Source organism: Pseudoxanthomonas sp. GW835-FHT14C01, assembly GCF_058793715.1.
On sequence record NZ_JBXAGB010000001.1, the window covers coordinates 720267 to 744232 of the forward strand.

Below are 23966 nucleotides of genomic sequence, written 5' to 3' on the forward strand. Positions count from 1 at the left end.
AACAGTCAGACTGGCCAGCCGACTTGTCAGATGCGCCGGCGGCAGTCAGCGGTGGGCTCCATTGGTTTAACCGAAATGGCAGCTTACGGCCAGAAGCGGACGGGCAAGCACGTGCGGGTGTCGCTATGGAAAGCAGCGCGAGCCCGGAAGATGTTCAGACGTCCCCTTCCGTCTGGACGAGGCCCACGGTCGCCAGCGTGAGGGCCCTCAAGGATGCGAAGAAGCCGACCGCGATGAGCGCGACACGAAACCAATCCCATGCAATCCATCGCGCCGTCAACTCGTCAGCCTCGGCGGCGCTGGCGATCGCCTTGCCGGTTGCGATGGCGTACTGGGCATTGATCATCGGCCAGAAGATCGTGGGCGTGATCGCCCAGATCACTACGAATGCGGACACGCCCGTCATCAGCCAGCGGCGAAGAGGACGGGGCTGCCGCCACCCCGCGATGAGTGCGCCCGCCAGGGTGAGCGCCATGAGCACCGACAGCGGCTGGAAGAAACTTCCCGGATTCACCGGGTACTTTGGCCCATAAGGCAACAACGCGAACGAATCGGGGGGAGACGCCCCCCAGGCACCCGCCACGACGAGAAGATCAAAAACCTTGGCCCCGAGCCCGACGCCCCACGCGACCGTCGAAGCCCAGAGCATGGTTTGCATGATGCGAATCCGTAACGACATCGCGCCGCTTCCCCATCAGTGCATGGACATTCCCGCGGCGGATGGACCTCTACGACCATCTGCCCGCTTCCGGATAGCCAACCGGGCACCGCGCTCCGGATGACGTGCCGACTCGATGCCGCTGGATCTTAGGCCGCCCGGGTACGGCGAACAAGCCGACGTATCGCCCTGCACATCGGGAGGCGGCAGAGCGACCTGGATCGGCGCCACCAGACGGTCCGGTGGCCAACGTCGACGTCCCGAGAACCCACGACATCGGTCCTCCGATCGGGCCGATGCGATGTGTCAGGCGCGTGTCCCCTGTGGACGCATTCCTTCGCATACCACCCCATCGCCTTCACCAGGAGCTCCTCGCCATGCGCCGCCCGCCGCTTAAACCCGCTCTCGCCACCGCCCTGTTGATCGCCCTGCCGGCGAGCAGCGCGCCACCCGCCGGACCGGAAACGCAGGTCTGGATCGATGTCGCCACCCATTCGATGGCCGGCATGCCCGACATGGGCATGCTGGGCGGTCTGGCAGGCCGGATGATGGGCGGCGAGAAGGGGCCGCAGGGCTATCCGCAATCGCGCAACATCCCGGCCACGCAGGGCCACGTCCTCGACATCGCCCTGCACAACCGGCTCAAGCCCGGCGTACCCGCCGAGCAGGCGGTACCGGCCGGGCTCGGCGTCGGCAAGTCGCTGTCGCTGCTGCCGCCACCGCCCGGCAAGAACGTGGAGGAACGGAAGGAGCACGAGATCCACGACATCGAGGTCACTGTCCGGCAGTACTGGGGCTGCGGCGCGACCGTGCGCCCCGGCCAGCCGAAGGTGATGACGCTGAAGATCAAGGATGGACAGTTCCAGCAGAACGGCGCGATCGCACCCGGCCTGTTCGTTCCCGACCGTGACATCGACGTCAATCCGAGCTACGCGCTGTGGCCCAACCTGAAGAACAACAAGCGCGTCGGCGAGCGCTCGTCGATGGTCGGCCAGCACCGCATCACCGGCGATGGCATACCGGCGTCGCTCCAGTTCGAGTTGGGCCAGAGCGCGGACTTCATGCCGAAGATCGCACTGCAGACGCGCGGCGAACTGACCGACAGCATCGGCCTGAGCTGGCAGCCGGTCGATCGCGCGAAGGCCTACTTCCTCAATGCGATCGCGATGCAGGACGAACGCAACTTCACCGTGTGGAGCAGCGCCGAAGTGCCCGGCGCGGGCCATGAGCTGGTCAACTACCTGACGGGCTCGTACATCGACAAGTGGCTGAAGCAGAAGGTGCTGCTCGCACCGGGCACGACGAACTGCGCGATTCCGCAGGGCATCTTCAAGGGCACGGCCAAGCCCGGACAGCAGGGCGGCTTCGCCTCGCTCAACATGATCGCCTACGGCCCCGAGACCAACATCGCCTGGCCGCCGAAACCGACGGATCCGAAGCAGCCGTGGGATCCGGAATGGAACGTGCGCGTGCGGACCAAGGCCACCACCGTGGCGATGCTGGGCATGGACTTCGGCGACATGGGCGGCATGCCCACCGACGAAGGCGATGGCGACGGCAAGCAGGATCCCGAGAAGAAGGAAGAAGGCGGCGCGAAGAAACTGCTGCGCGGCCTGCTGAGGAACTTCTGAACCCCGGTCGCGCGCAGGTCGTCCGCCTGCCCGCACCCGCCATGGATGACGTCCGATGAAACCCACGTTGCTGCTGCTGTTCGCTCTCGCCACCCTCTGGTACGCGCCCTTCGCGAAGGCGGCCGATCCCTGTCCGCAGCTGCGTACGCAGCTGGGATCGGCCGACGTCGCCACGCGCATCGCGGCCATCGCCTGCCAGGAAAACCATGCGTGGTTCCGCCCCTTCATCGATGCGGATGGTCGTGCCAGCGGACAGGCGGTGTACGAAGCCGAGAACGATGCGCTGGCCGACGGCGCGCCGGCCTGGCGCAAGGTCGCCACGTACTGGAATGGCAGCGGACTCGGCAGCGGCTGTGGCGGTGCGGGCGCGGCATGCCGCAGCTTCGTGGTCGACACGCCGTGGTCGGCCGCGTTCGTGTCGTGGGTGATGCGGCAGGCGCGGGTGCCGGGCTTCGGCGCCTCGTCCCGCCATGTCGACTACGTGCGAGCGGCACGCCGCGCATCGCCGACCGCGCCTTACCGGCTGGTCGCACCGGACGAGGCGGCGCCTGCAGCCGGGGACCTGCTCTGCTACGTGCGGGGACAGGCGCGTGCCTTGGGCTATCCGGGTCTGCTCGGCGTCCTCGATGCGGGCGACGGCCTGCCGATGCATTGCGACATCGTCGTCGCGACGGAGGCCGGCATGGCGTGGCTGGTCGGCGGCAACGTGCAGCAGACGGTCGCGTTGCGGATGCTGCGGCTGGACGAGACGGGCCGCTTCGCCGACCTGCCTGTGCGCAGCGCGGGCGATGCGCCGTGCAGCCCCGACGTGCCCGCACATTGCAACCTCAACCGGCAGGACTGGGCGGCGCTGCTGAAACTCAGGGCCACCGAGACGCAGACGTTGCTCGCCGCTTCCCCACACTGAACCAGCAGGCACACGCTCATGAAAGCATCCGCTAAGGTTCTCCTGATGTCAGCCGCCGTCGCCGCGATCGCCGCGTGTTCGCGTCCGCAGGCGGAACCCGACACGGGCGGGCCTGACAATCGCGCGAAACTGATGCCGACGCCCGCGCAGAGGGACGCGTTCCGCGCCACGGACGCAGATGCCACGCTTCGCCGGATGGCGCTGTTCGATTACCTGGTTCACTACCGGGTGATGGAAGCCACCGGCATGGTCGACGCGCTCGGCGGCGAGACGAAGGCGGTCGCCGCGCTGAAGGCCTGGGGCGAACAGAACGAGCGTGCGCTGCGCGGCGCGCAGGCCGATGCGCCTCGCATGATTCCGGTGGCGTTCGATGGCAGCGGCATGGATGCCGGATTCACCGGCTTGGCGGTGGGCGCCTTCGGCGGGCTGATCGCGGGGGGCATGGTCAACGGAGCGGTGCAGACCATGTCGGACGAACAACTGGCCGAACTGGCCAAGGCCGGACCGGTGAAGTTGGGTGCCGACGGCAAGGGCGGCGCGGAGCTCGCCTTCGGCGCGGACGGCTCGCTGGACCAGACGCTGGAATTCGAGGGCAAGGCCACCGACGGTCTGTCCGGCAAGATGAAGATCAAGGTCCATATCGATGCCTGCCCCGACCCGGAAGGCAAGCTGACGGTGACGCTCAACGTCGATTCGCAGATGAGCGTCGTCGGCCAGGCGGGCGTGGGCGGGCACGTACGCAGTGAGTTCAAGCTCGAGCGATTCCTGGACAACGATGCGCACCTCATCCAGGACAACGGCGGATCGACGGCGAGCATGACGATGTCCGCTGGCGGCACGGTCGGCGGCAAGCCGCAGTCCTTCGACGTCAGGATGGGCTATGGGCGCCAACCCGGCAGCGGCTACGAGGATTTCGGCGACCACAGCGGCTTCAGCATCTTCCACATGGACGAGGTGAAACACGCCGCGCAGCTGGCCGAGCAGTCCTTTCTCTATTTGCAGATGGTCGCCGAGATGATGCTGCGCGGTGTCGGCCAGGGAGGCGGTCCGTGGGAAAGCGGCCGCTGCGTGGAGCTCAAGGTCACCAGCAGTCCCGGCAAGCGCAAAGGCATCCGTCCGAGTACCGCCTTCGACCTGGAGGCCATCCCCCGCGCCAGGTCCGACGGCGCGCCGGCCGGCGGCACCGTCACCGCAACGCTCAGCGGCGGCGCCAGCCTGCAGCCTGCGGGCGGCAAGGTGCCGGCCGACGCGAAGTACGCCTATGCGGGACCGGACAAGAAGAACGAGGAAGCCACCATCGCATTCGAGGCGCGCAGCAAGCGCGGCGTCGGCCGCGCGACGCTGGAGTTCGATACCAAGCGGCCGCAGGCCTACACCGCGGCCGGCGGGCTCGATGCCTTCCATGGCACCGGCACGATCTGCAACCTGGCCGACACCTTCACCATTAGCGGCGGCGGCAACACGGTGACGTTCACGCCCAGCGACGAGACAGGCGGCTCCTACCGCTACCAGGGCAACATGGGCGGGATCGGCGTGTACGGCAACGGCACCTATTCGGTATCGGCGGATGAGAACGGTGGCACCATGACCGGCACCGGCAATGGGTGTGTCAAGACGCCGATGGGCACGCGATGCAACAACGGCACCGAACGGTACACGCTGACACCCATCGCGCCCTGTGCGGAATAGCAGAAAGCTCAGCGGTGTTTCCGCCTCACAGGCGCGACGACAGGGTCTCCGCGGCGATCCGGTTCCGTTCGCCGGGCAGCAACGTCCCGCGCATGACCGGCAACGCCTCGTCCAGCAGGCGGCGCGCCTCCTTCCGGTCGCCGCGGGCCGCGACGTCGTCGGCCAGGATGGCGCGCGCGATCGCCACGTCGACCGCGCTAGCGCTGGTCTGCAGCCGGCGGATCGCCTCGCGCTGGTGACGCTCCGCGGCAGCGGCGTCGCCGCGCAGGCGATCGAGCGTGGCTTGCATGGCGGTGAAGACGGCGAACTGTTCGTGGCTGTCGGGAACGCCGCGCTGGGTCATGCGGGAACGTAGTTCGGCCAGCAGCGGCGTCGCCTGCGCGGCGTCCCGCCTGCGCAGATGCAGGTTCAGCTGGTCGCCGAGCACCTGCGCGTACTCGTCCGAGGCATCGCCATCCAGGCGCGCCGCGCGCGCTCGCAGATCTTCCAGTCGCACGGCGGCTTCCTCGAAGCGGCCATTCGCCACCAGCGCGCGTGCATGCACGCGTTCGATCGTGCGGCGGAACGTATCCTCGGGAGACACCGTCGCCTCGTCCAGCCGCGCGATGCCCTGCGTGGAGCGCGCCAGCGCCGTCGCGTAGTCGCCGTACAGCAGGTTGATCGCGGTGAGGTTGGCGAGCGCCATGGCCAGGTTGCGTGGGCCCTCGCCATGCCGGCTGGACAGGGCGTAGCTCCTGTCGGCGGCGTCGCGCGACTCGCGGTAACGCCCCTGTCCCAGCAGCGCGTCGGCCAGTGTCTGGTACAGCACCGTCGCACTGGCGCCCCCGTAACCGCCGGTCTTCTCCGCATCGGCGATCGCCTGCCGGACCACGCGCTCGGCGTCGGCCGCCTTGCCTTCCAGCAACAGCCCGGACACCAGGCTGCGGACGAGCGTGCGCCGCACCGGCGAATCCGCCGCGATGCCATGCGCGTCCGCGTACGCCAGACCCTCGCGACTGACCGACAACAGGCGACGCCGGTCGTTCTGAAAGTTGGCCGCCGTGCTGATGTCCGAATAGATGTCCAGCACCACGTCCACCGGCGGCGACGGCAGCCGCTTGGCGAAGGCGAGCGAGGATTCGGCCCGCTTGCGGCACCACTCCAGCCCGTACTTCTCCACGTGGCCCAGCGTCAGGTGCGCCATGGCGCGGAGCTGCTGTTCGGGATCGTCCGGCGCGAAACGCTGGCGCAGTTCCACGGCCTGCTCGGCCGCCGCCAACGATTCGGCGTTGCGCTCCAGATCGCCCAGTTCGTCGGAATAGGCCACCAGGTCGTCCGCCAGCGCGAGGGCTTCCTCGCGTGTCTGCGGGGCCACGCCCTTCAGGCCGGCCGCGAACAGATCCACCGACTGTCGATCGTCGCCCAGCGAGCGGTACAGCCGCCCCAGCATCCGCTGCACGGGCTGCCTCACCTGGGGATCGAGGGCGCGCTGGTCGAGCTTGGCGCGTGCCTGGTCCAGCAATTCACGCACGCTGACTTCGGTGCTCATCGCCTGTTCGGGCGCGGCGGCCGCCAGGGTGTCGGCGAGGAACGCCAGCGTAGCGCGCGCGTTCTCCGATTCTCGCTCGGCGATGCGCGCTTGTGCGCGTGCTTCATGCGCCTGCCACACCGCCACACCGGTGCCGGCGACCAGCGCGACCGCGACGATGCCGGCAGCGGTGGCCACGCCCCGGTTGCGGCGCAGCCACAGCCGCGCGCGGTCGGCGCGCGACAGCGGTACCGCGCTGATCGGCCGGTCATCGAGCCACGCACGCAGATCGTTCGCCAACACGTCCGCCGACGCGTAACGCGCCTCGGGATCGCGGCGCAGACAGGCCTGCACGATCTGCGCGAGGCTGCCGCGCAGGGCGCGCGCCAGCGAAGCGGGACTGTGTCCGCCACGCTGCGCGGCCTGCTCGGCGCTGGCCTGCGATGCGGCCCGCGTCAACGGCTCCGGATCGCGTTCCAGCTGCTGCAGCTGGTGGGCCACCGGCGTTTCGCGCGTCACGCCGAACGGATGCGCGCCCGACAGCAGGCGGTGCAGCACCACGCCCAGCTGCCACAGATCGGTCGCGGTGGTGATGGGTGCGTCGAGCAGTTGTTCGGGCGAGGCGTACTCGAAGGTCAGCGCGCGATCGACGGTCAACGCGCGCGTATCGGCCAGTTCCTTGGCGATCCCGAAGTCCAGCAGCTTCACCCGGCCGTCGGCATCCACCAGCAGGTTGGACGGCTTGAGGTCGCGGTGCACCACCAGATTCCGATGCGCGTGGCGCACGGCGTCGACCACCTGCAGGAACAGTACGATGCGCTGGCGCAGGTCCAGTTGCCGCGCATCGCACCACCGGTCGATCGGCTGGCCGTCGACCAGTTCCATCACGAACCACGGATCGCCGTCGCCGCTGATGCCGCCATCCAGCAGGGTGGCGATGTTCGGGTGGCGCAGCCGCGCGAGGATCTGCCGTTCGCGCAGGAAGCGCTCGCGCGCCGCCTGAGAATCGGTGCCGGCACGGATCAGCTTCAGCGCGGCGTGCTGCGTGTACGCCCCATCGTCGCGGTCGACGCGGTACACCGCGCCCATGCCGCCGTGGCCGAGGATGCCGGTGATCCGCCACGGCCCGATGCTGCGGCCGACCAGGGAATCGCGTGCCACGTCGTCGTGTTCGTCGCGGAACGCGCGTCCCCATGCCAGCGCATCGCCGGCGAACGGCTCGGTGCCGCTCGCATCCGCCGCCAGCAGCGCATCCACGGCCGCCCGCAGCGCGGCGTCGCCCCCGCAGGCGCGCTCCAGCCAGGCGGCGCGCTCGTTCGGTGCGATCTCGACCGCCTCGCGGAACAGCGCCAGCGCCTGCCGGCGGCGCGCCATGGCGTCGTCGCTCACTTGCCCAGCTCCGCCAGCAGGAAGGCCCGCGCCGTGCGCCAGTCGCGACGCACGGTGCGCTCGCTGACGCCGAGCATCCGGGCGATCTCGGTTTCCTCGTAGCCGCCGAAGTAGCGGAGCTCGACGATCTGCGCCGCACGCGCGTCGGCCTGCTGCAGGGCATCGAGCAGTTCATCCAGCGCCAGCACTTCGACCACCGCCCGTTCGCCGCCGCCCAGCCGCGCGGTGAGCGTCAGCGCGTCCACGCCGCCGCCGCGCTTCTGCGCATGCGCGATGCGCGCATGGTCCACCAGTACCTGGCGCATCGCGCGCGCGGACATCGCCAGCAGGTGCGCGCGGTCGTTGGCCGCCAGGCGTTCGCCGGTGGCCATCTTCAGATAGGTTTCGTGCACCAGCACGGTGGTGTCGAGGTTGTCGCGATGCCGGCGCAGCTGCAGGTGCGCGGCGCGCTTGAGTTCGTCGTAGAGGCTGGCGAACACCGCATCGGCGGCACGCACGTCGCCTTCGCGCGCGCGTTGCAACAACTGGGTGACCGGAACCTGATCCATGCGTCGCTCGCCGAACCCGACACGCACCATGGCGACGCTCCGCGCCGCCTCCCCCTGATACCGGCGCGCAGATCAGCGGGCGGCCGGTCCATCACCGGGATCAACGCAAAGACCCCGGCGGCGAGGACAGGGCGCGGTCGCCGCCCTGGCGACGCACCGGTCTGGTACTAGTACGCGAACTCGCGGAAGACGCGGTCGATGTCGCCGTTCCATTCGCCGTGGAACAGCGCGAGCTTGCGCTCGGCGGGCGTCTGGTTCGCCTCGACGATCTCGACCAGCGCATCCAGGAAGCCGCTTTCGTCCACGCCCTTGCCGTTGAGGCGCGCGCGGCGCTGCAGGCCGCCGATGGCGATCTTCACCGCCTCGCGGGCGAGATCGCGTACGGTCCCGCCGCGGAACGGCAGCTTCAGCGCGTGCTTCGGCACGCCATCGCGCAACGCGTGCCGCTCCGCCAGCGAGAAGTCCTTGACCAGGTCCCACGCCGCGTCGAGTGCGGCATCGTCGTACAGCAGGCCGACCCAGAACGCGGGCAGGGCGCAGATGCGGTTCCACGGCCCCGAGTCGGCGCCGCGCATTTCCAGGAACTTCTTCATCCGCACTTCGGGGAAGGCGGTGGTCAGGTGGTCGGACCAGTCGCGCAGCGTGGGCAGCGCGCCGGGCAGCACGTCCAGTTCGCCGCGCAGGAACGCGCGGAACGACTTGCCGCTGGCATCGTGGTAGATGCCGTCGCGGTAGGAGAAGTACATCGGCACGTCGAGGATGTAGTCGACATAGCGCTCGTAACCGAAGCCGTCCTCGAAGACGAAATCGAGCATGCCGGTGCGGTCGCCGTCGGTATCGGTCCAGATATGCGAGCGGTAGCTCTGGAACCCGTTCGGCTTGCCCTCGGTGAACGGCGAATCGGCGAACAGCGCGGTGGCGACGGGCTGCAGCGCCAGCGACACGCGGAACTTCTTCACCATGTCCGCTTCGCTGGCGTAATCGAGGTTGACCTGCACCGTGCAGGTGCGCGTCATCATGTCCAGGCCCAGCTGGCCGACCCTGGGCATGTACGACTTCATGATCTGGTAGCGGCCCTTCGGCATCCACGGCATCTCGTCGCGACGCCATTTGGGCTGGAAGCCCATGCCGAGAAAGCCGAGCCGCAGTTCGTCGGCGACCTGCTTCACTTCCTTCAGGTGCGTGCCGACCTCGACGCAGGTCTGGTGGAGGGTTTCCACCGCTGCGCCGGACAGTTCGAGCTGGCCGGCCGGTTCCAGCGTGACCGAGGCGCCATCCTTGGTCAGCGCGATGACGCGCCCCTTCTCCTCGACCGGATCCCAGCCGAAGCGCGTCAGGCCCTTCAGCAGCGCCTCGATGCCGCGGTCGCCATCGAACGTCGGCGGACGCAGGTCGTCGAGGCGGAAGCCGAACTTCTCGTGCTCGGTGCCGATGCGCCAGTCCTGTGCGGGCTTCTCGCCGGAGGCGATGTACTCGACCAGCTGGGTACGGTCGGAGATCAGCGTGTCGGCGACGTGGCTGGGGCTGGACAAGGGCGGTGACTCGCGAGGGGGAAGGCACGCCGCCGGTGGGCGGCGCGGCAAGGGCGGCACTATAGCGTGACGACCCGCACGCCAGCAGGCCCACGCCGGCGACCCAGCGTCCCACGGACGGCCGCATCGACGCCTCGGCCCTGCCCCGTTACGCTGCCTGCATGGACGCCCGCCCGCCGTTCCCGACCAGCCCCCATCACGAGGTGCACCGCTCCGCGCGCGTGGGCTGGTTGCGTGCGGCCGTGCTGGGCGCGAACGACGGCATCGTGTCCATCTCCGGGCTGGTGGTGGGCGTCGCCGTCGCCGGCGCCCCTCCCTCCACGATCCTCATGACCGGCATCGCGGGCCTGGTGGCGGGGGCGATGTCGATGGCGGCCGGAGAGTACGTCTCCGTGCAGTCGCAGGCCGACGCCGAGGCGGCGGACCTGGCCATCGAAAAGCGGGCGCTGCACACCGTGCCGGACGCCGAGCGCGAAGAACTTGCGCAGATCTACATGCATCGCGGCCTGACGCCGGAACTGGCCCGGCAGGTCGCCGATCAGCTGACTGCGCACGATGCCCTCGAAGCGCACGCGCGCGATGAGCTGGGCTTCACCGAAGCCCTGCGTGCGCGTCCGGTGCAGGCCGCCCTGGCGTCGGCGGCGGCGTTCACGGTCGGCGCGCTGCTGCCTATCGCCACCACACTGCTGGCGCCGCCGGACCGCGTGGCCGTGGTCACCACCCTCGCCACCCTGGTCGGCCTGCTGGCATCCGGCGGCCTGGCCGCATGGGTCGGCGGCGCACCGGTGCTACGCGGCGCGTGGCGGGTCGGCTTCTGGGGCGCGATGGCGATGGCGGCCTCGGCGGCCGTCGGTCGCCTGTTCCACGTCAGCGTCTGAGCCTCGGCTCAGGACAGTTCGAGCCAGTTGCCCACGATCAGGCGGGCCTCGTCCACGCCCTGCTTCGACTCGGCGGAGAACGTCTGCACGCTGACCGTATCGCCGAAGGCGGAGAACAGTTCCTTCTTCACGGCCTGCAAGGCGTTGCCCTGCTGCCCGCGCCCCAGTTTGTCGGCCTTGGTCAGCAGCGCATGGGCCGGCAGGCCGCGCTGGACGGCATAGCCCAGCATCTGGCGGTCGTAATCCTTCAGCGGATGGCGGATGTCCATCACCACCACCAGCCCCCTGAGCGCCTCGCGGGTGCGGAAATAGCGGTCGATGAAGGCCTGCCAGTGCGCCTGCAGGTCTTGCGGGACCTTGGCGTAACCGTAGCCGGGCAGATCGACGAGATAACGCTCGGGCTGGACTTGGAAGAACACCAGCTGCTGGGTACGGCCGGGCGTCTTGGACACGCGCGCCAGGCGGTTGTGGTTGACCAGCGCATTCAACGCACTGGACTTGCCGGCGTTGGAACGGCCGGCGAAAGCCACCTCGAACCCGCCATCGGCCGGCAACTGGCGCGGGGTGTGGGCGGAAAGCAGGTAGCTCGCGGAATTCAGGGGGTTCGACATGCCGATAGGATCGCACGGGGGCGGGGCGGATACCGCCTGAATTGACCGCAAGCGGCCGCCGCGACGATAATTCGCGGGTTTCGCGGCCCTCGCAGGTGCCGCCTCGTTCAAGGGTTTCGGAGCTTTAGCATGCGCCACGCTCGCGTTATGGGACTTGCCGGACTGGCCGTGTTGGCCGTGGGCGCAGTCGCTTTTGCACAGACCACGGTCGTTCCCGTGCCGGACAATGCGCCGGTCGAAACCGCGCCGCTGGAGATCAACCTGGCCAAGACCACCTGGGGCGACGCCAAGGCCGGTCAGACCAAGGCCGCAGCCTGCGCCGCCTGCCATGGCGCCGACGGCAATCCCAGCGATCCGCAGTACCCGCGCATCGCCGGCCAGAGCGAGCGCTACGTCGCCCAGCAGCTGGCGCTGTTCGCCTCCGGCGAGCGCAACACCGGCATGGCGGCCGTGATGATCCCGTTCGCCCAGACCCTCAGCGCGCAGGACATGCGCGATGTCGGCGCCTATTTCGCCACCCAGAAGTCGGGCGCCGGCCTGGCCGACGACAGTGTCGTCGCCGATGGCCCGTACAAGGACATGAAGTTCTACGAAGTGGGCCAGCAGCTGTACCGCAACGGCGACGCCAAGCGCGGTGTGCCCGCCTGCCTGGCGTGCCACGGCCCGACCGGCGCCGGCAACCCGGGCCCGGCCTATCCGCACATCGGCGGCCAGACGCAGGACTACACCGTGCGTCGCCTGACCGAGTACAAGGCCGGCACGACCACGCTGAAGGACGCCGCCCACTTCAACATCATGGCGCAGGTCGCCGGCCCGCTGACCGAGCAGGAGATCCAGGCGCTCGCCAGCTACCTGCAGGGCCTGCACGCCCGCGCCGACGACCTGGCGGCAGCCAAGGCCGGCGGCAAGTAACCCGGGGCTTCCGCCCGCGTCCCGCGGCCGGAAGTTCAAGCTCCTGTTCATCGCGCCGGCCCCACCATGGCCGGCGTTTCTTTTTTCCGCGATGCCCGAACGCCGGGCACCGCCTCTAGAGGAAGAGTCCCGATGGTGTCGCGTCTGCTGCCCGTGCTGATCACCCTGCTGGCCCTGCTGCCGGCCGCTACCCTCGCCGCACCGCCGCCGCCCGCCCCGCTGGTCGAAGGCCAGGACTACGACGTGATCCCCGACGGCAAGCCTTTCGCGCCGGCGAAGGGGAAGATCGAGGTGGTCGAAGTGTTCGGCTATACCTGCATCCACTGCGCGCACCTGGAGCCCACGCTGGCCGCGTGGAAGAAGACGCTACCGCGCGACGTGCAGCTGACGCCGGTCCCCGCCGCGTTCGGCGGCTACTGGATACCGTATGCGCGCGCGTTCTACGCCGCCAGGCAGCTGGGCGTACAGGAGCGCACCCACCAGGCGGTGTTCGACGCCCTCCACAAGGTCGGCTCCCTGCCCATCCAGAACGCGACGGCCGACGAGATCGCCGGCTTCTACGCCAGCCAGGGCGTGGACCGCACGAAGTTCATGGCTGCGCTGCGCGGGCCCGAGGTCGATGCCCAACTCGCCAAGGCGCGCGACTGGGTGACTGCCGCCGGCGTGGAAGGCACGCCGACGATCATCGTCAACGGCAAGTACCGCGTGACCGGCGGCAACAACTACAGCGACCGGCTGAAGATCGCCGACCGCCTGATCGCCCGCGAACGCACCCGCAAGTGACGATTCCGTCATGGCGACCGCCAGGGGCGCCATGCAGAATGCGATGTCCGCCGGCGCTGCCGGCCCCCCTTTCCTCTGATCCACTGGAGTCCGCGCGATGAAGTCCCGCCACGTCCTGATGCTGTCCCTGCTGCTGCCGTTGCTGGCCGCCTGTGGACCGAAGCCGTCCACCGACGCCACCCCAACCGGCGAAGCGCCCGCCGCCACGACGACCGATGCCGCGCCTGCGCCGGCAACGGATGCATCGGCCACGCCGGCCGATGCCACCCCGGCCACGCCCGCCGAGGGTACCGACACCGCCGCCGCGGCCAACACCAACCCGGTCGTGCCGCCCCAGGGCCCGGCGCCGGTGGCGGGCACGGACTACGTCGTGATTCCGAACGGCCAGCCGTACGCGCCGCTCAACGGCCAGGTCGAAGTGGTCGAAGTGTTCGGCTACGTCTGCCCGGCCTGCGCCCGCTTCGCGCCCGAGATCGCCGCGTGGAAGAAAAAGCAGCCCGCCGACGTGCGCGTGTCGTACGTGCCGGTCGTGTTCGGCAACGTATGGGCGCCGTACGGCAAGGCGTTCTATGCGGCGCAGTCCAAGGGCCTGGTCGACAAGAGCCATGACGCGGTGTTCGCCGCCATCCACCTGCAGCGCGCGCTGCCGGGCGAAGGCCAGCCGCCGGCCGACCCCGCGACCATCGCGCAGTGGTACGCCAAGCAGTACGGCGTGGATGCGAAGGAGTTCGTGTCGCTGATGAACAGCTTCGGCACCAATTCGCAGATCGCGCGCGGCATGCAGTTCGCGAAGAACAGCGGCGTGGAAGGCACGCCGACGATCATCGTCAACGGCAAGTACCGCGTCACCGGCGGCCAGACCTATGCCGACGTGCTGCGCATCGCCGATCACCTGATCGCGATGGAACGCGCGCAGCGCTGAGCCGCCCGGAAGCCCCCACTTCCATGACCGGTTCCCCCGCCACGCGGCGGCTGCGCCTGCTCAGCGCGAACATCCAGGCAGGCTCCAGCACCCGCCGCTACAGCGACTACGTGACCCGCAGCTGGTCGCATGCGCTGCCGGCGGGCAACAAGCGCGGCAGCCTCGATGCGATCGCGCAGCTGGCCGGCGAGCACGACATCGTCGGCCTGCAAGAGGCCGACCCCGGCAGCCTGCGCTCGGGCTTCACCAACCAGACGCATTACCTGGCCGAGCGCGCCGGTTTCGACTACTGGACCCACCAGCCCAACCGCAACGTGGCGCGCGTGGCCGGCAGCGCCAACGGCCTGCTCAGCAAGCTCGAGCCGGTCGAAGTGACCGACCACAGCCTGCCCGGCCGCATCGGTGGGCGGGGCGTGCTGATGGCGCGCTTCGGCGACGGCGACGAGGGCCTGACCGTCGCCGTCGCGCACCTGTCGCTGGGCGCCAATTCGCGCCGTTCACAGCTGGCCTTCATCGGCGAGCTGCTGTCGGACCATCCGCATGCCGTGCTGATGGGCGACTTCAACTGCGTCCCCGATACGCCGGAAATGGAGCTGCTCTACAAGCGCACGCGCCTGCGTCCGCCGGCGTTCTGCGTGCCCACGTTCCCGAGCTGGCGCCCGCAACGCGCGATCGACCACATCCTGCTCAGCGAAGACCTCCGCGGCGACAATGCCCGTGCCGTGCCCGCCGCCAATTCGGACCATCTGGCGCTGGCGATGGACATCGACGTGCCGGACACCGCGCTGCGCTGACGCTCCGCTTCACGCCCCTGAAAGGAGGCGCTGGTCGAACGTGCCGACCTCCATCGGACGTCCGAACAGATAACCCTGGAACAGGCAGGCTCCCTGCTCGCACAGCAAGGTGAACTGGTCTTCCTGCTCGATGCCTTCGGCGATCACGTCGATGCCCAGTTCGCGGCCCATCTGCAGCAGGTTGCGGGAAATCGTGGCGGCATGCGGGTCGCGCACGATCTCCCGGGTGAACGCACGGTCTATCTTCATTTCGGCGAACGGCAGTTCCCGCAGGTACGACAGCGAGGAATAGCCCGCGCCGAAGTCGTCGAGCGACAGCCGCACGCCCATCGCATGCAGGGCGCGCATCTTGCCGACCGCATCGTGCATGTCGTGCACCAGCACGCTTTCGGTCAGCTCAAGGGTCAGCTGCTCCGCGCTGACGCCGCTGCGCAGGATCGCATCGCCCACCTGCTGCACGAAGTCCGGCTGCTGCAACTGCAGCGCGCTGATGTTCACCGACAGGCGCAGATGGCGCAGCGCGGGCTGCGATTGCCACGCCGACAGCTGCCGGCAGGCTTCCTGCAGCACCCACTGGCCCAGCGGCAGGATGAACCCGGTGTCTTCCGCCGCCTGCATGAAGTCGGCCGGGCGCACCAGGCCGCGCCGTTCGTCCTGCCAACGCAGCAGGGCTTCGGCGCCCACGATCTGCCCGTGCACATCGACCTGCGGCTGGTAGAACAGCACGAAGCGACGGTGCGACAGCGCATCGCGCAGGGCGCGGTGGAGCGCGCGATGTTCGGCGACGTCCGTTTCGGCCAGGCGCAGCACCACCAGCAAACTGGCCACCGCGGTAGCGAGGTTCACCCAGATGCCGACCCTCCGCACGTCCTCGGCGATCGCGAACGCATGCGGCACGCGTACCGGTGCCGCCGCGAACATCGCGAACAACCCCAGCAGCACGACCACGACGCCGTAGCGCAGCCAGGCCTTTTCGTCGCGGAACACGTGGTGCGCACAGAGCGCGAGCACCAGCAGGAAGACATGGCTCGTCCGCGGGATCGCTTCGGTCGACACGTCGAGGAACGTCGAGAAGAAGCACAGCAGCACCGTCAGGCCGACGAACGCCACCCACGAGGCGGCGCGCGGACGGTGCAGGCGCGCCATCGCGATCACTCCCAGCCCCAGCAGTGCGATCGCCAGCTCGACCGCGGCCACGGGCCACGCGCCACGCCAAGCGAAGAACGCGCCCCACCCCAGGCCCAGCGCCACCATGATCAGGCCGGTCGCCAGCAGCAGATGGAAGGCACGTCGCCGCCGGCGGCGCGCCATCGTGCCCGCCCATCCCGTGGCATGCGCATTGTCGAGTGGCGCGTCCATTCGGTGAACATCCTCTCCGCGTGGCCGCATCGTACTCCTGCGGGACGGGAAGTGGCCGCGCGGGGAAAGGGGCGTACCGAAGCGGTCCGGACGCCGGCGCGCGCCGTCAGGGCGACAGATGACGCTCCGTCTTCAGCGGTCCGTGTTGCGCGTACGCGCCCAAGGCGCCAGCACACGCAGCCAGTGCGGCCGCCAGGACAACGTCATGGCCACGCTGACGGCGGCGGCGGTCAGGGCCATCACCCAGACCAGACTGGCCATGCTGGCATGGTCCACGGCGAGGCAGAGCGCCAGGGCGGCGACCAGCGACAGTACTCCGGCGATACGCAGCGTCCGCGACGCGCCGGTGGACAGCGGGTTCCCCCATACCTGTTGCGCATGGACGGCCATGGACAGCGCCAACCAGCCCATGCCGGCCACGCTGGCCAACAGCGCGCCCAGCAACAGGAGCGTCGCGATCACCGGCTCATGCATGGGTCGCCTCCGCGTGGCTCGCCTGCGAGGCCGATGCCTCGCGCCGTTTCAACGTACGGGCCGCCAGCCCCGCGATCACGCCACCGGCAAGCAGTGCCAGGTCCACGCCCGCGACGGGCCAATAGCCGGTGCGGATCGTATGCAGCAGGTGGTCGCCGGTGGTGATCCAGTTGGACAGCACCGCACCGCATGCCAACACGACGATCATCGCGCACTGCTCGCGCCACGCCGGATTGGCCAGGCCGCGCGCGACAGGCGCACTGCGCCACGCCGCATGCAGGAGCGCCAGCAACCAGGTGCCCCAGAACGCGTAGCGCTCCCAGTCGCCGCGCGCCGGCAGGTCGTCCGGCAGCAACCGGTTGGCGACGAGGATGCCCAGCGCCGCCAGCACCATGCCGGTCACGGTGGTCACGGCCAACGCATCGACCACGCGCGCGCCCTGCCGTCCCTGCTTCGCATGCTGCCGCTTTCGCTTCTCGACGAAGAACAGGAAGCCGGTGGCGATGCACACCGCGCCGAGCAGGCCGCCCAACACGTACATCCAGCGCAGCAACCAGTGGCGGAAGTGCTGCAGGTGCAGGCCGGTGAGGAACTCGGCGACACGGCCCGTCGCGGTGGGCGCGGGATCCTCGCGGATCAGGTCGCCCGTCGATGCCTTGTAATGGATGCCATCGCCGACCAGGGCGATGCGGTCGGTGCCGGCGCGGTACACGCTGACGTAGCCGTTTGCGTCACCGACGTGCTGCAACACCAGGAAGCCGACCTCGCCGGCCTTGTCGTTCGCCTCCCAGCGGCGCTGCGCATCCGCCACCATCGCGTCCACGTCGGCGAGACCCGCCGGCACGCCGGCACGCTTGTGCGGCAATCCCGTTTCGCGCGCTTCGACCTGCGCATGCAGGTCGTGCAGTTCATGCAACTGCGTATGGCCCAACGGGAAGTAGTACGTCGCCGCGAAGATCAGCAGGCCGGTGAAGGCGAAGAAGAAGTGGAACGGCAGCGCCACCACGCCGGTCAGGTTGTGCAGATCCAGTACGCTGCGCAGCCCGCCCTTGCCGGGCCGGAAGGTGAAGAACTCGCGGAAGAGCTTGCGGTGCATCACCACGCCGGTGACCAGCGCCACCAGCATCATCAGCGCGGAGAAGCCGACGATCCATATACCCAGATTCTTCCAGTCCAGGGTCAGGCCGTAATGCATCGGATAGAAGAACCCGCTGCCGACCTTCAGACGGTCGTCGGGCAGCGGCGTGCCATCGCGCGGATCGAGGGTGGTGTCGGCCCAGATGGCTTCTTCCGGATCCTTCGCGTTGGGCACTTCATAGCCGGCGAACAGCTGCAGCACCGGGTCGCGGTGGGTGGTATACGCGCTCCAGCTGACCACCGTGTCGAAGCGCTCGGGCATCGGACCGTCCACGCGCGGGCGCATCGCATCCACGGTCGCCGGCAACGGCTGCATGCGTTCGAAGGCAGGCCGCAGGATCTTCTCGTACGAAGGCATCGGCTGCGGCTCGAAGCGCGTCGACGGGATGGCCCAGCGGTCGATCTCGCGGTCGAACACCGACAGGGCGCCGAAGAAGAACGCGGCCATCAGCACGAAACCGAGGACCAGCCCGAACCAGGTGTGGAGCCAGGCCATCGTCTGGCGGAAGCTCGGCATCATGATGACGTCCTCCGCCTCAGACCAGCAGCGATTGCACGAACGAGCCGGTGGCCGCCAGCAGCGCACCGCCACCGGCCAGTACCGTCCAGACGAGCCACAGGCGCCGCGCCGCGAACGCCCACAGGAATACGAGCAGGAACGCCAGCACGCCCAGCAGGCTGGCGAGGAACTCGGCATCGTGGAAATCCATGCCGGCGGCGAACATCAGACTGGCACCGGCCGCGACGATGCCCCAGGCGAAGCCGTAGCCGCCGAGAATGGCGGCGGCGATGCGGGATGCCCGATGAAGGCGCGAAGAACCCGGCGCGGGGGAATGCCTGATCGCGGACATGGTGGCGGCGGCTACCGTGGCAGGAACGGCGGAACGGGCATCAGAACCGGTATTCCAGGCTCAGCGACCAGTGACGCGGTGCGCCGTAGTAGCCGATCTGGTACAGCGTATTGATGTACTTCTCGTCGGTCAGGTTGCCGACGTTGGCGCGCAGCGTCGCATTCTCCAGGAAGTCCCACGCCGCGAACGCGTTCACCACCGCGTAGCTGCCCTGCCGCACGGTCTGGCCACTGTAGCTTTCGGTGTTGGAGATGGCGCTCTGCCAACGGCCGCCGATGCCGAACGACACGGCGTTGTACGACGGCAGTCGCGCGCTGAGCATCAGGTTCGCGGTGCGGCGCGGGACCCAGTTGTAGGTCAGCGTGCCTTCCTCGCCGTCCATCTTCAGGTGCGTGTACCCGAAGACCAGATCGGTGTACTCGTTGAGCCTGCCGGTGGCCTCGAACTCCCAGCCCTTCGACTCCACGTCCTTGGGCACGTAGAAGTTCATCAGGGTTTCGTTGTTGTATCCGGCGAACGTCGCCAGCCCCTCCTGCTTGGCGGTGAAGTACGCCAGGGTGGTCAGCAGGCGCTTGTCCAGCCACTCGGCCTTGATGCCCGCTTCGTAGTTCACGCCCTTGGACGGCGCCAGGTAGAAGCCATCGAAGTCGCGCTGGTCCTGCGGCTGGTAGATGTCCGAGTAGCTGACGTAGCCAAGGAAATCTTCGGTGAAATCGTAAGTCAGGCCCGCATATGGGCTGGTGTTGCTCTCGGTTTCGGCGAACGGAGTGCCATCGTTGTTGCCGTCGCGGTGATACTCGGCGAAGTTGACGCCGACGATCGCCTTGAGGTCTTCGGTCAGCGCGATGCGGGTCGCACCGAACGCACGCTTCAGCCGCTGGTTGAACCGGCTCGACGCCACCTGGGCGCCCCAGACCGGCTCGGGTACGGCGTTGCCCTCGTAGGGGAACGCGGGCAGCGGGCCGAACGCCGGTGAATCGAACGGTGCCGGGTTGTACCAATAGCCCTGCTCGCTTTCCGAATGGCTGATGCCGAACATCGCCTCGTGCTCGCGACCGAACAGCTGGAAACGCCCGTTCACGCTCACATCGAACAGATCGGATGTCAGCTCGTCCTGACCCTTGTAGCCCCAGCCGACGAGCCCCAGATGGGTGACGGGATCGAGGCCGGTCATCGAATAGGCGAAGAACAGCTGATCGTCGTTGTCGCCCTTGCGACGGTTGTACGTCGCCTTCAGCTGCCAGTCGTCGCCCAACTGGTGCGTGTACTCGACAAAGGCCGTCTGCGTGTTGGTATCCCAGTAGGCCCAGTCCACCGTGGTCGATGCGCCGCGACCCCATGACGGTTGCGTGCCGTCGACATTCACGAACGGGAGCGCGCCCCACATGTTGCCGGTGGTGTCCGCCTGCTGCCACGAGTAGCCGAACGCCAGCGTGCCGTTATCGCCCACTTGGCCATCGATGACGGCATAACCGAACGTGCGCTCGGCCTCGAAATCACGCAGATAGGAGTCGCTTTCCTCCCGCGCCACGACAACACGACCGGCCCAGGTGCCGTTTTCGTTGAAGGGCATGGAGTAGTCGAACTCGACCCGGCGCTCGCCCCAGGAGCCGACCTTCACTCCGACCTTGCCTTCGGCATCGTTGGTCGGACGCTTGCGGACGTAATTGATGGTGCCGGCCGAATTGCCGACACCGGTCAACAGGCCATTGGCGCCACGGATGACTTCCAGCTTCTCGTAGCCGAACGCATCCATCGCGCCGGTGGCGATGCCCCAGTCGTTGGGCATGCCGACGCCATCGATCTGGGTGCTCTTGATCTCGAAACCGCGCGCCAGATAGTTGGTGCGGTTGGTCTCCCACTCCTCCACCTGGATGCCGGTGGCCAGGCGCAGCGCGTCATTGAGGCTGTCGGTACCAAACTGCGTCATCTGTTCGTTGCTGACCACGCTGATGGACTGTGGGGTGTCCTTGATGGCCAGGTCCAGGTTGGTGGCACCGTTGCTGACGCGGTTGGCGCGCTGGCCGACCACCATCACCGCGTCCAGGTCGGTCGCGCTGGCAGCGGCGCCATTCGGTGCCGTTTCCTGGGGGGCTGCCAGCGCCGCGCCGGAAACGCACAACAATGCCAGTCCGATGGCGGCATGGAGGCGCCCCAGGCGTGGGGCGTGCCACGCGTGAGCGGAAGACGGGCGGAGGAAGGACGAACGACGCATGGACGTGGGGACCTGAGGAGTAAGGGGTGGGGAGCCCGCGCAGCCGCCCCGCTGATGGGCGGGAAGGCAGCTGCAGGCGACGACCGGAGTCGCAAGGACCTGCCGCCTGACGCTCATTAAATGCGAATGAGTCTTATTTTTCAAGGTGGGCCAGGTTGTCTTGGGCCGCGACCTGTCGTCGCGCCTCCTGTTCCGCCGACGCCGGCATCGCCCCTCGCCCTACCCTTCGCAGGCACGAAAAAGCCGGCTTTCGCCGGCTTCTTCGTCCCACTGTCGCCAGCGGATCAGAACCGCAAGCTGGCCCGCACGTAGAAGAAACGGCCTCCCGGGATGTCGTAGGTCGACGCCTCGTAGCCGTTGAGCGAGCACGAGGTGCAGACGGGTGGATCCTCGTCGAACACGTTGTTGACGCCGCCCGTCAGCTGCAGGCCTTTGAACCACTGGAACTCATAGCCCAGCTGCAGGTCGTGGTACGTCGTCGCGGCCAGGGTGTTGGTGTTGGCCGTGCTGCAGAACGCCGCCGGATCCGCCGCCAGGCAGGCTTCCTCCATCTCGGACAGGTGGCGGACGCTCCAGGCCGCGTTCCAGTGGCCGAGCTTCCAGTCGAGCGTGGCGGTCGAGGTCCATTCGGGGATGGCCGTATCGTTCACCACGATGCCCGGCCCCTGCGGCTGGAGCTGGCCACCGGCACCCCGCGCCTCGTAACGCGTGACGAAGGTGTTCTGCCAGCTCAGTTTGAAGCGACCGAGGTTCGACTCGGGCAGCGTCCAGAACAGGTCCGCATCCCAGCCATCGGTCTTGATCGAACCCAGGTTGATCAGGAAGTTGGCGAAGGTGTCGATCTCGCCGGAGGCCAGCCGGTTGATACCGGTGCAGTACTGCGGATCCTGCGTGGTGGCGCACAGGTCCAGCTGGGTCTGCGCATCGATGGCCTGGATCGCGCCCTCCAGGTTGTGCCGGTAGTAGGTGACCTCGATGTCGAACTTGTCCGACCAGGCTACGTTCTCGGCGAACGAAGGACTGAACACCAGGCCCGCACTGAAGCTGCGTGCGGTCTCCGGCTGCAGCGCCGGGTTGCCGCCGGTCAGCACCGGGATCTGCGGATCGTTCTGGCGCGCACCCACCGGTACGCCCGGGCAGGCGACAGGTGCGATCGAACCGGCGGGCGCACTCGGCGGTACCAGGCACGGATCGACCAGCAGCGCATCGAAGCGACTCTGCGAGCCGTACAGCTCACCGATCGATGGTGCACGGAAGCCCTCCGCATACGTCGCACGCAGCAGCAGATCCTCGGCGACCTGCCAGCGCAGACCGTATTTGGGGGTGAACTCGCCACCGAAGGTGGAGTAATCCGAGTAGCGGCCGGCCAGGCTCAGGTCGAACTTGCCCGGTCCGTCCTGCTGCGCATACAGCGGCACGTTCAATTCGAGGTAGGCCTCGTTGACGTCGTACTCGCCGGACGTCGGCAGCGACGGCACGCCGTTGTACTCGCCGGCGACGGTCTGCGGATCCGGGTTGTAGCTGCCCTCGTACTTCCGGTACTCGTAACCGGCGGCGAACTCGATGTCGCCTGCCCAGCCCGGGAACAGCGCGCCACTGAGGTTGGCGGTCACCTGCGTCAGCTTCTGCTCGCTGCGGTCGCGGAACAGCGGGCTGATGTAGGCCAGCATGGCCGGCGTGATGGTGTCGAAGCCGAAGATGTCCAGCGGCGTGCAGCCCGGCGTCGTTGCGCACACGGCCGGGTCGCCGAGCGCGATGGCGATGTTGCGCGCGTTGTAGCTGCCATGGTTGGTCTGGTCGGCTTCGTTCTTGCTGAAAGCCGCGTTGACGTCCCAGAAGAACTGCCGCTCGCCGCCGAACGAACCCTCCAGCCCCGCCGCGACGTACTGCGTATCGACTTCCTGCTCGAAGATGCGCGGCCCACCCTCGATCGGACGCCGGCGGATGGTGCCGATGTTGGCGTTCGGGCCGCTGCCGATCAGGTCGAAGCCGAACGGGTTGAACGGATGATTGGCGGGGATGACGAGATCAGCGGTGTAACTGGTACCCGCGCCGGGCCCGAGATCGATCGGCTCGGGGGCCGCCTGGTTGGTGGACTCGCGCCGGTTGTACAGCGCCTTGGCGTAGAAGTTCAGCTGCTCGGTGATCGAGAACCGGTACTGGGCGAACGCACCCATCCGCTTGGAGGGCGTCATCAGCAGGTTGAAGGGTGCGTAGTTGAAGGCGTCGCGCCCGAAGTCGAAGCATTGGAAACCGTCGCTACGCGTCACGCCCGGTCCGCATGCCGGCAGGCCAGGCGTATAGACCGGATTGGTCTGCCCCGGCTTGACCGACAGATCGTAGTCGACGCCGTTCGGATCAGTGAACGCGTAGCGACCACCGAGGATGCGCGAGCTGCCGCCCTGGATCGGGATCGACGAGATGTAGCGGTCCGCGGAGCTGACTTCCTTCTGCTCGGTGTAGCTGAGGCTGAGGAACAGGTTGCTGCGCTCGTTGTCGAAGCCCCAAGCGACGTCCGCACCGGTGACCTCGCCGTCGCCCTTGTCGAACTGGCCATAGTTCAGCGTGACTTGGCCGCCATCGAAATTGCGGCGCGTGATGATGTTGACCACGCCGGCGATCGCATCGGAGCCGTACAGCGAGGATGCGCCGTCCTCCAGCACTTCGATGCGCTCGACCAACGCGAGCGGGATGGTGTTGAGATCCACGGCCGCACTGACACCTGACGCCGACGACTCGTTGACCCAGCGCATGCCATCGACGAGCACCAGCACGCGTTTCGGCCCCAGGTTGCGCAGGTCGACCTGCGCGGAACCGGCACCGACGCCATCACCGTTCGGCGAGAAACCGAAGTTGCCCGATGAATTGAACTTGGTATTGAGTGCCGAACCGGAACCGGTCAGTTCCTGCAGGATGTCGCCGATCGAGGTCAGGCCGGTGCGCTCGATCTCTTCGCGCGACAGGGTCTGCACGGGAACGCGGCCCTCCATTTCGGCACGCTTGATGCGGCTGCCTGTCACGGTGAGCGTATCAAGCGTGGTGGCTTCCTGTGCCACGGCGCTGGCGGGCAGGGCAAGGAGCACGGCAATGCGTATGGCCGAAGCCAGGGTGTGGCGGCGCGCTTTCATGATTCTCTCTCTCCGAAAGGTGTGGTGCCGCACGGCGAACG

Annotated in this window: 19 protein-coding genes; 8 read left to right on the forward strand and 11 right to left on the reverse strand. The window is 68.2% G+C overall.

The window, feature by feature from the left end; genetic code table 11:
* Nucleotides 1–154 precede the first annotated feature (154 nt).
* Complete coding sequence (locus tag AC1Q5B_RS03145) at nt 155–658, reverse strand: anthrone oxygenase family protein (RefSeq protein WP_492630274.1); 504 nt, start codon at nt 656–658, stop codon at nt 155–157.
* A 377-nt stretch (nt 659–1035) separates the two neighbouring features.
* On the opposite strand from AC1Q5B_RS03145, the gene AC1Q5B_RS03150 reads away from it, so the two are divergent.
* The 3 genes from AC1Q5B_RS03150 to AC1Q5B_RS03160 are packed head-to-tail and all read left to right on the forward strand — an operon-like array spanning nt 1036 to nt 4885.
* Nucleotides 1036–2289 (forward strand): hypothetical protein, encoded by a 1254-nt coding sequence (locus tag AC1Q5B_RS03150; RefSeq protein ID WP_492630275.1) that lies wholly within the window; start codon nt 1036–1038, stop codon nt 2287–2289.
* A gap of 55 nt (nt 2290–2344) precedes the next feature.
* Complete coding sequence (locus AC1Q5B_RS03155; RefSeq protein WP_492630276.1) at nt 2345–3196, forward strand: DUF2272 domain-containing protein; 852 nt, start codon at nt 2345–2347, stop codon at nt 3194–3196.
* Nucleotides 3197–3241: 45 nt separating this feature from the next.
* Nucleotides 3242–4885, forward strand: coding sequence for a hypothetical protein (locus tag AC1Q5B_RS03160; RefSeq protein ID WP_492630277.1), 1644 nt, complete (start codon nt 3242–3244; stop codon nt 4883–4885).
* 25 nt (nt 4886–4910) lie between these two features.
* Here the strand turns inward: AC1Q5B_RS03160 and AC1Q5B_RS03165 are convergent, their stop codons facing one another.
* The 3 genes from AC1Q5B_RS03165 to AC1Q5B_RS03175 all read right to left on the reverse strand — a co-directional run bounded on the left by AC1Q5B_RS03165 (nt 4911) and on the right by AC1Q5B_RS03175 (nt 9912).
* On the reverse strand, nt 4911–7781 hold the full coding sequence (locus AC1Q5B_RS03165; protein ID WP_492630278.1) for a serine/threonine-protein kinase: 2871 nt from the start codon (nt 7779–7781) through the stop codon (nt 4911–4913).
* The gene (locus AC1Q5B_RS03170) at nt 7778–8329 is read right to left on the reverse strand and encodes an ECF-type sigma factor (RefSeq protein WP_492630279.1); all 552 of its coding nucleotides are present in this window, start codon (nt 8327–8329) and stop codon (nt 7778–7780) included. Before AC1Q5B_RS03170 ends, AC1Q5B_RS03165 begins: the two co-directional genes overlap by 4 nt.
* A gap of 167 nt (nt 8330–8496) precedes the next feature.
* On the reverse strand, nt 8497–9912 hold the full coding sequence (locus AC1Q5B_RS03175) for a glutamate--cysteine ligase (RefSeq protein WP_492630280.1): 1416 nt from the start codon (nt 9910–9912) through the stop codon (nt 8497–8499).
* Nucleotides 9913–10022: 110 nt separating this feature from the next.
* On the opposite strand from AC1Q5B_RS03175, the gene AC1Q5B_RS03180 reads away from it, so the two are divergent.
* The gene (locus AC1Q5B_RS03180; RefSeq protein ID WP_492630281.1) at nt 10023–10739 is read left to right on the forward strand and encodes a VIT1/CCC1 transporter family protein; all 717 of its coding nucleotides are present in this window, start codon (nt 10023–10025) and stop codon (nt 10737–10739) included.
* Between the two features lie 8 nt (nt 10740–10747).
* On the opposite strand, the gene yihA is transcribed toward AC1Q5B_RS03180, so the two are convergent.
* The gene (yihA, locus tag AC1Q5B_RS03185) at nt 10748–11350 is read right to left on the reverse strand and encodes a ribosome biogenesis GTP-binding protein YihA/YsxC (RefSeq protein WP_492630282.1); all 603 of its coding nucleotides are present in this window, start codon (nt 11348–11350) and stop codon (nt 10748–10750) included.
* Between the two features lie 129 nt (nt 11351–11479).
* On the opposite strand from yihA, the gene AC1Q5B_RS03190 reads away from it, so the two are divergent.
* The 4 genes from AC1Q5B_RS03190 (at nt 11480) to AC1Q5B_RS03205 (ending at nt 14761) form a co-directional block, all read left to right on the forward strand.
* Complete coding sequence (locus tag AC1Q5B_RS03190) at nt 11480–12262, forward strand: c-type cytochrome (protein WP_492630283.1); 783 nt, start codon at nt 11480–11482, stop codon at nt 12260–12262.
* 132 nt (nt 12263–12394) lie between these two features.
* Nucleotides 12395–13045, forward strand: coding sequence for a thiol:disulfide interchange protein DsbA/DsbL (locus AC1Q5B_RS03195; RefSeq protein ID WP_492630284.1), 651 nt, complete (start codon nt 12395–12397; stop codon nt 13043–13045).
* 97 nt (nt 13046–13142) lie between these two features.
* Nucleotides 13143–13967 (forward strand): thiol:disulfide interchange protein DsbA/DsbL, encoded by an 825-nt coding sequence (locus AC1Q5B_RS03200; RefSeq protein WP_492630285.1) that lies wholly within the window; start codon nt 13143–13145, stop codon nt 13965–13967.
* Between the two features lie 23 nt (nt 13968–13990).
* A complete protein-coding gene (locus AC1Q5B_RS03205; RefSeq protein WP_492630286.1) occupies nt 13991–14761 on the forward strand; it encodes an endonuclease/exonuclease/phosphatase family protein in 771 nt (256 codons plus the stop codon).
* Nucleotides 14762–14770: 9 nt separating this feature from the next.
* On the opposite strand, the gene AC1Q5B_RS03210 is transcribed toward AC1Q5B_RS03205, so the two are convergent.
* The 6 genes from AC1Q5B_RS03210 to AC1Q5B_RS03235 form a co-directional block, all read right to left on the reverse strand.
* The gene (locus AC1Q5B_RS03210) at nt 14771–16120 is read right to left on the reverse strand and encodes a putative bifunctional diguanylate cyclase/phosphodiesterase (RefSeq protein WP_492630287.1); all 1350 of its coding nucleotides are present in this window, start codon (nt 16118–16120) and stop codon (nt 14771–14773) included.
* A gap of 132 nt (nt 16121–16252) precedes the next feature.
* A complete protein-coding gene (locus AC1Q5B_RS03215) occupies nt 16253–16594 on the reverse strand; it encodes a DUF3325 domain-containing protein (protein ID WP_492630288.1) in 342 nt (113 codons plus the stop codon).
* Nucleotides 16587–18251: a PepSY-associated TM helix domain-containing protein gene (locus AC1Q5B_RS03220; protein WP_492630289.1), complete on the reverse strand. Its 1665-nt coding sequence runs from the start codon at nt 18249–18251 to the stop codon at nt 16587–16589. Before AC1Q5B_RS03220 ends, AC1Q5B_RS03215 begins: the two co-directional genes overlap by 8 nt.
* A 16-nt stretch (nt 18252–18267) precedes the next feature.
* On the reverse strand, nt 18268–18582 hold the full coding sequence (locus tag AC1Q5B_RS03225) for an iron uptake protein (protein ID WP_492630290.1): 315 nt from the start codon (nt 18580–18582) through the stop codon (nt 18268–18270).
* A gap of 40 nt (nt 18583–18622) precedes the next feature.
* On the reverse strand, nt 18623–20797 hold the full coding sequence (locus AC1Q5B_RS03230) for a TonB-dependent siderophore receptor (RefSeq protein WP_492630291.1): 2175 nt from the start codon (nt 20795–20797) through the stop codon (nt 18623–18625).
* A 284-nt stretch (nt 20798–21081) separates the two neighbouring features.
* Complete coding sequence (locus AC1Q5B_RS03235) at nt 21082–23925, reverse strand: TonB-dependent receptor (RefSeq protein ID WP_492630292.1); 2844 nt, start codon at nt 23923–23925, stop codon at nt 21082–21084.
* Between the last annotated feature and the right edge of the window lie 41 nt (nt 23926–23966).

Excerpts from the sequence above, each read along its gene's own strand:
- AC1Q5B_RS03145 (WP_492630274.1), bottom strand. The coding sequence starts at position 658 with ATGCAAACCATGCTCTGGGCTTCGACGGTCGCGTGGGGCGTCGGGCTC.
- AC1Q5B_RS03205 (WP_492630286.1), top strand. The coding sequence starts at position 13,991 with ATGACCGGTTCCCCCGCCACGCGGCGGCTGCGCCTGCTCAGCGCGAAC.
- AC1Q5B_RS03190 (WP_492630283.1), top strand. The coding sequence starts at position 11,480 with ATGCGCCACGCTCGCGTTATGGGACTTGCCGGACTGGCCGTGTTGGCC.
- AC1Q5B_RS03170 (WP_492630279.1), bottom strand. The coding sequence starts at position 8,329 with ATGGATCAGGTTCCGGTCACCCAGTTGTTGCAACGCGCGCGCGAAGGC.
- yihA (WP_492630282.1), bottom strand. The coding sequence starts at position 11,350 with ATGTCGAACCCCCTGAATTCCGCGAGCTACCTGCTTTCCGCCCACACC.
- AC1Q5B_RS03235 (WP_492630292.1), bottom strand. The coding sequence starts at position 23,925 with ATGAAAGCGCGCCGCCACACCCTGGCTTCGGCCATACGCATTGCCGTG.
- AC1Q5B_RS03215 (WP_492630288.1), bottom strand. The coding sequence starts at position 16,594 with ATGCATGAGCCGGTGATCGCGACGCTCCTGTTGCTGGGCGCGCTGTTG.
- AC1Q5B_RS03160 (WP_492630277.1), top strand. The coding sequence starts at position 3,242 with ATGTCAGCCGCCGTCGCCGCGATCGCCGCGTGTTCGCGTCCGCAGGCG.
- AC1Q5B_RS03195 (WP_492630284.1), top strand. The coding sequence starts at position 12,395 with ATGGTGTCGCGTCTGCTGCCCGTGCTGATCACCCTGCTGGCCCTGCTG.
- AC1Q5B_RS03200 (WP_492630285.1), top strand. The coding sequence starts at position 13,143 with ATGAAGTCCCGCCACGTCCTGATGCTGTCCCTGCTGCTGCCGTTGCTG.
- AC1Q5B_RS03230 (WP_492630291.1), bottom strand. The coding sequence starts at position 20,797 with ATGCGTCGTTCGTCCTTCCTCCGCCCGTCTTCCGCTCACGCGTGGCAC.
- AC1Q5B_RS03225 (WP_492630290.1), bottom strand. The coding sequence starts at position 18,582 with ATGTCCGCGATCAGGCATTCCCCCGCGCCGGGTTCTTCGCGCCTTCAT.
- AC1Q5B_RS03220 (WP_492630289.1), bottom strand. The coding sequence starts at position 18,251 with ATGATGCCGAGCTTCCGCCAGACGATGGCCTGGCTCCACACCTGGTTC.
- AC1Q5B_RS03210 (WP_492630287.1), bottom strand. The coding sequence starts at position 16,120 with ATGGACGCGCCACTCGACAATGCGCATGCCACGGGATGGGCGGGCACG.
- AC1Q5B_RS03180 (WP_492630281.1), top strand. The coding sequence starts at position 10,023 with ATGGACGCCCGCCCGCCGTTCCCGACCAGCCCCCATCACGAGGTGCAC.
- AC1Q5B_RS03150 (WP_492630275.1), top strand. The coding sequence starts at position 1,036 with ATGCGCCGCCCGCCGCTTAAACCCGCTCTCGCCACCGCCCTGTTGATC.
- AC1Q5B_RS03155 (WP_492630276.1), top strand. The coding sequence starts at position 2,345 with ATGAAACCCACGTTGCTGCTGCTGTTCGCTCTCGCCACCCTCTGGTAC.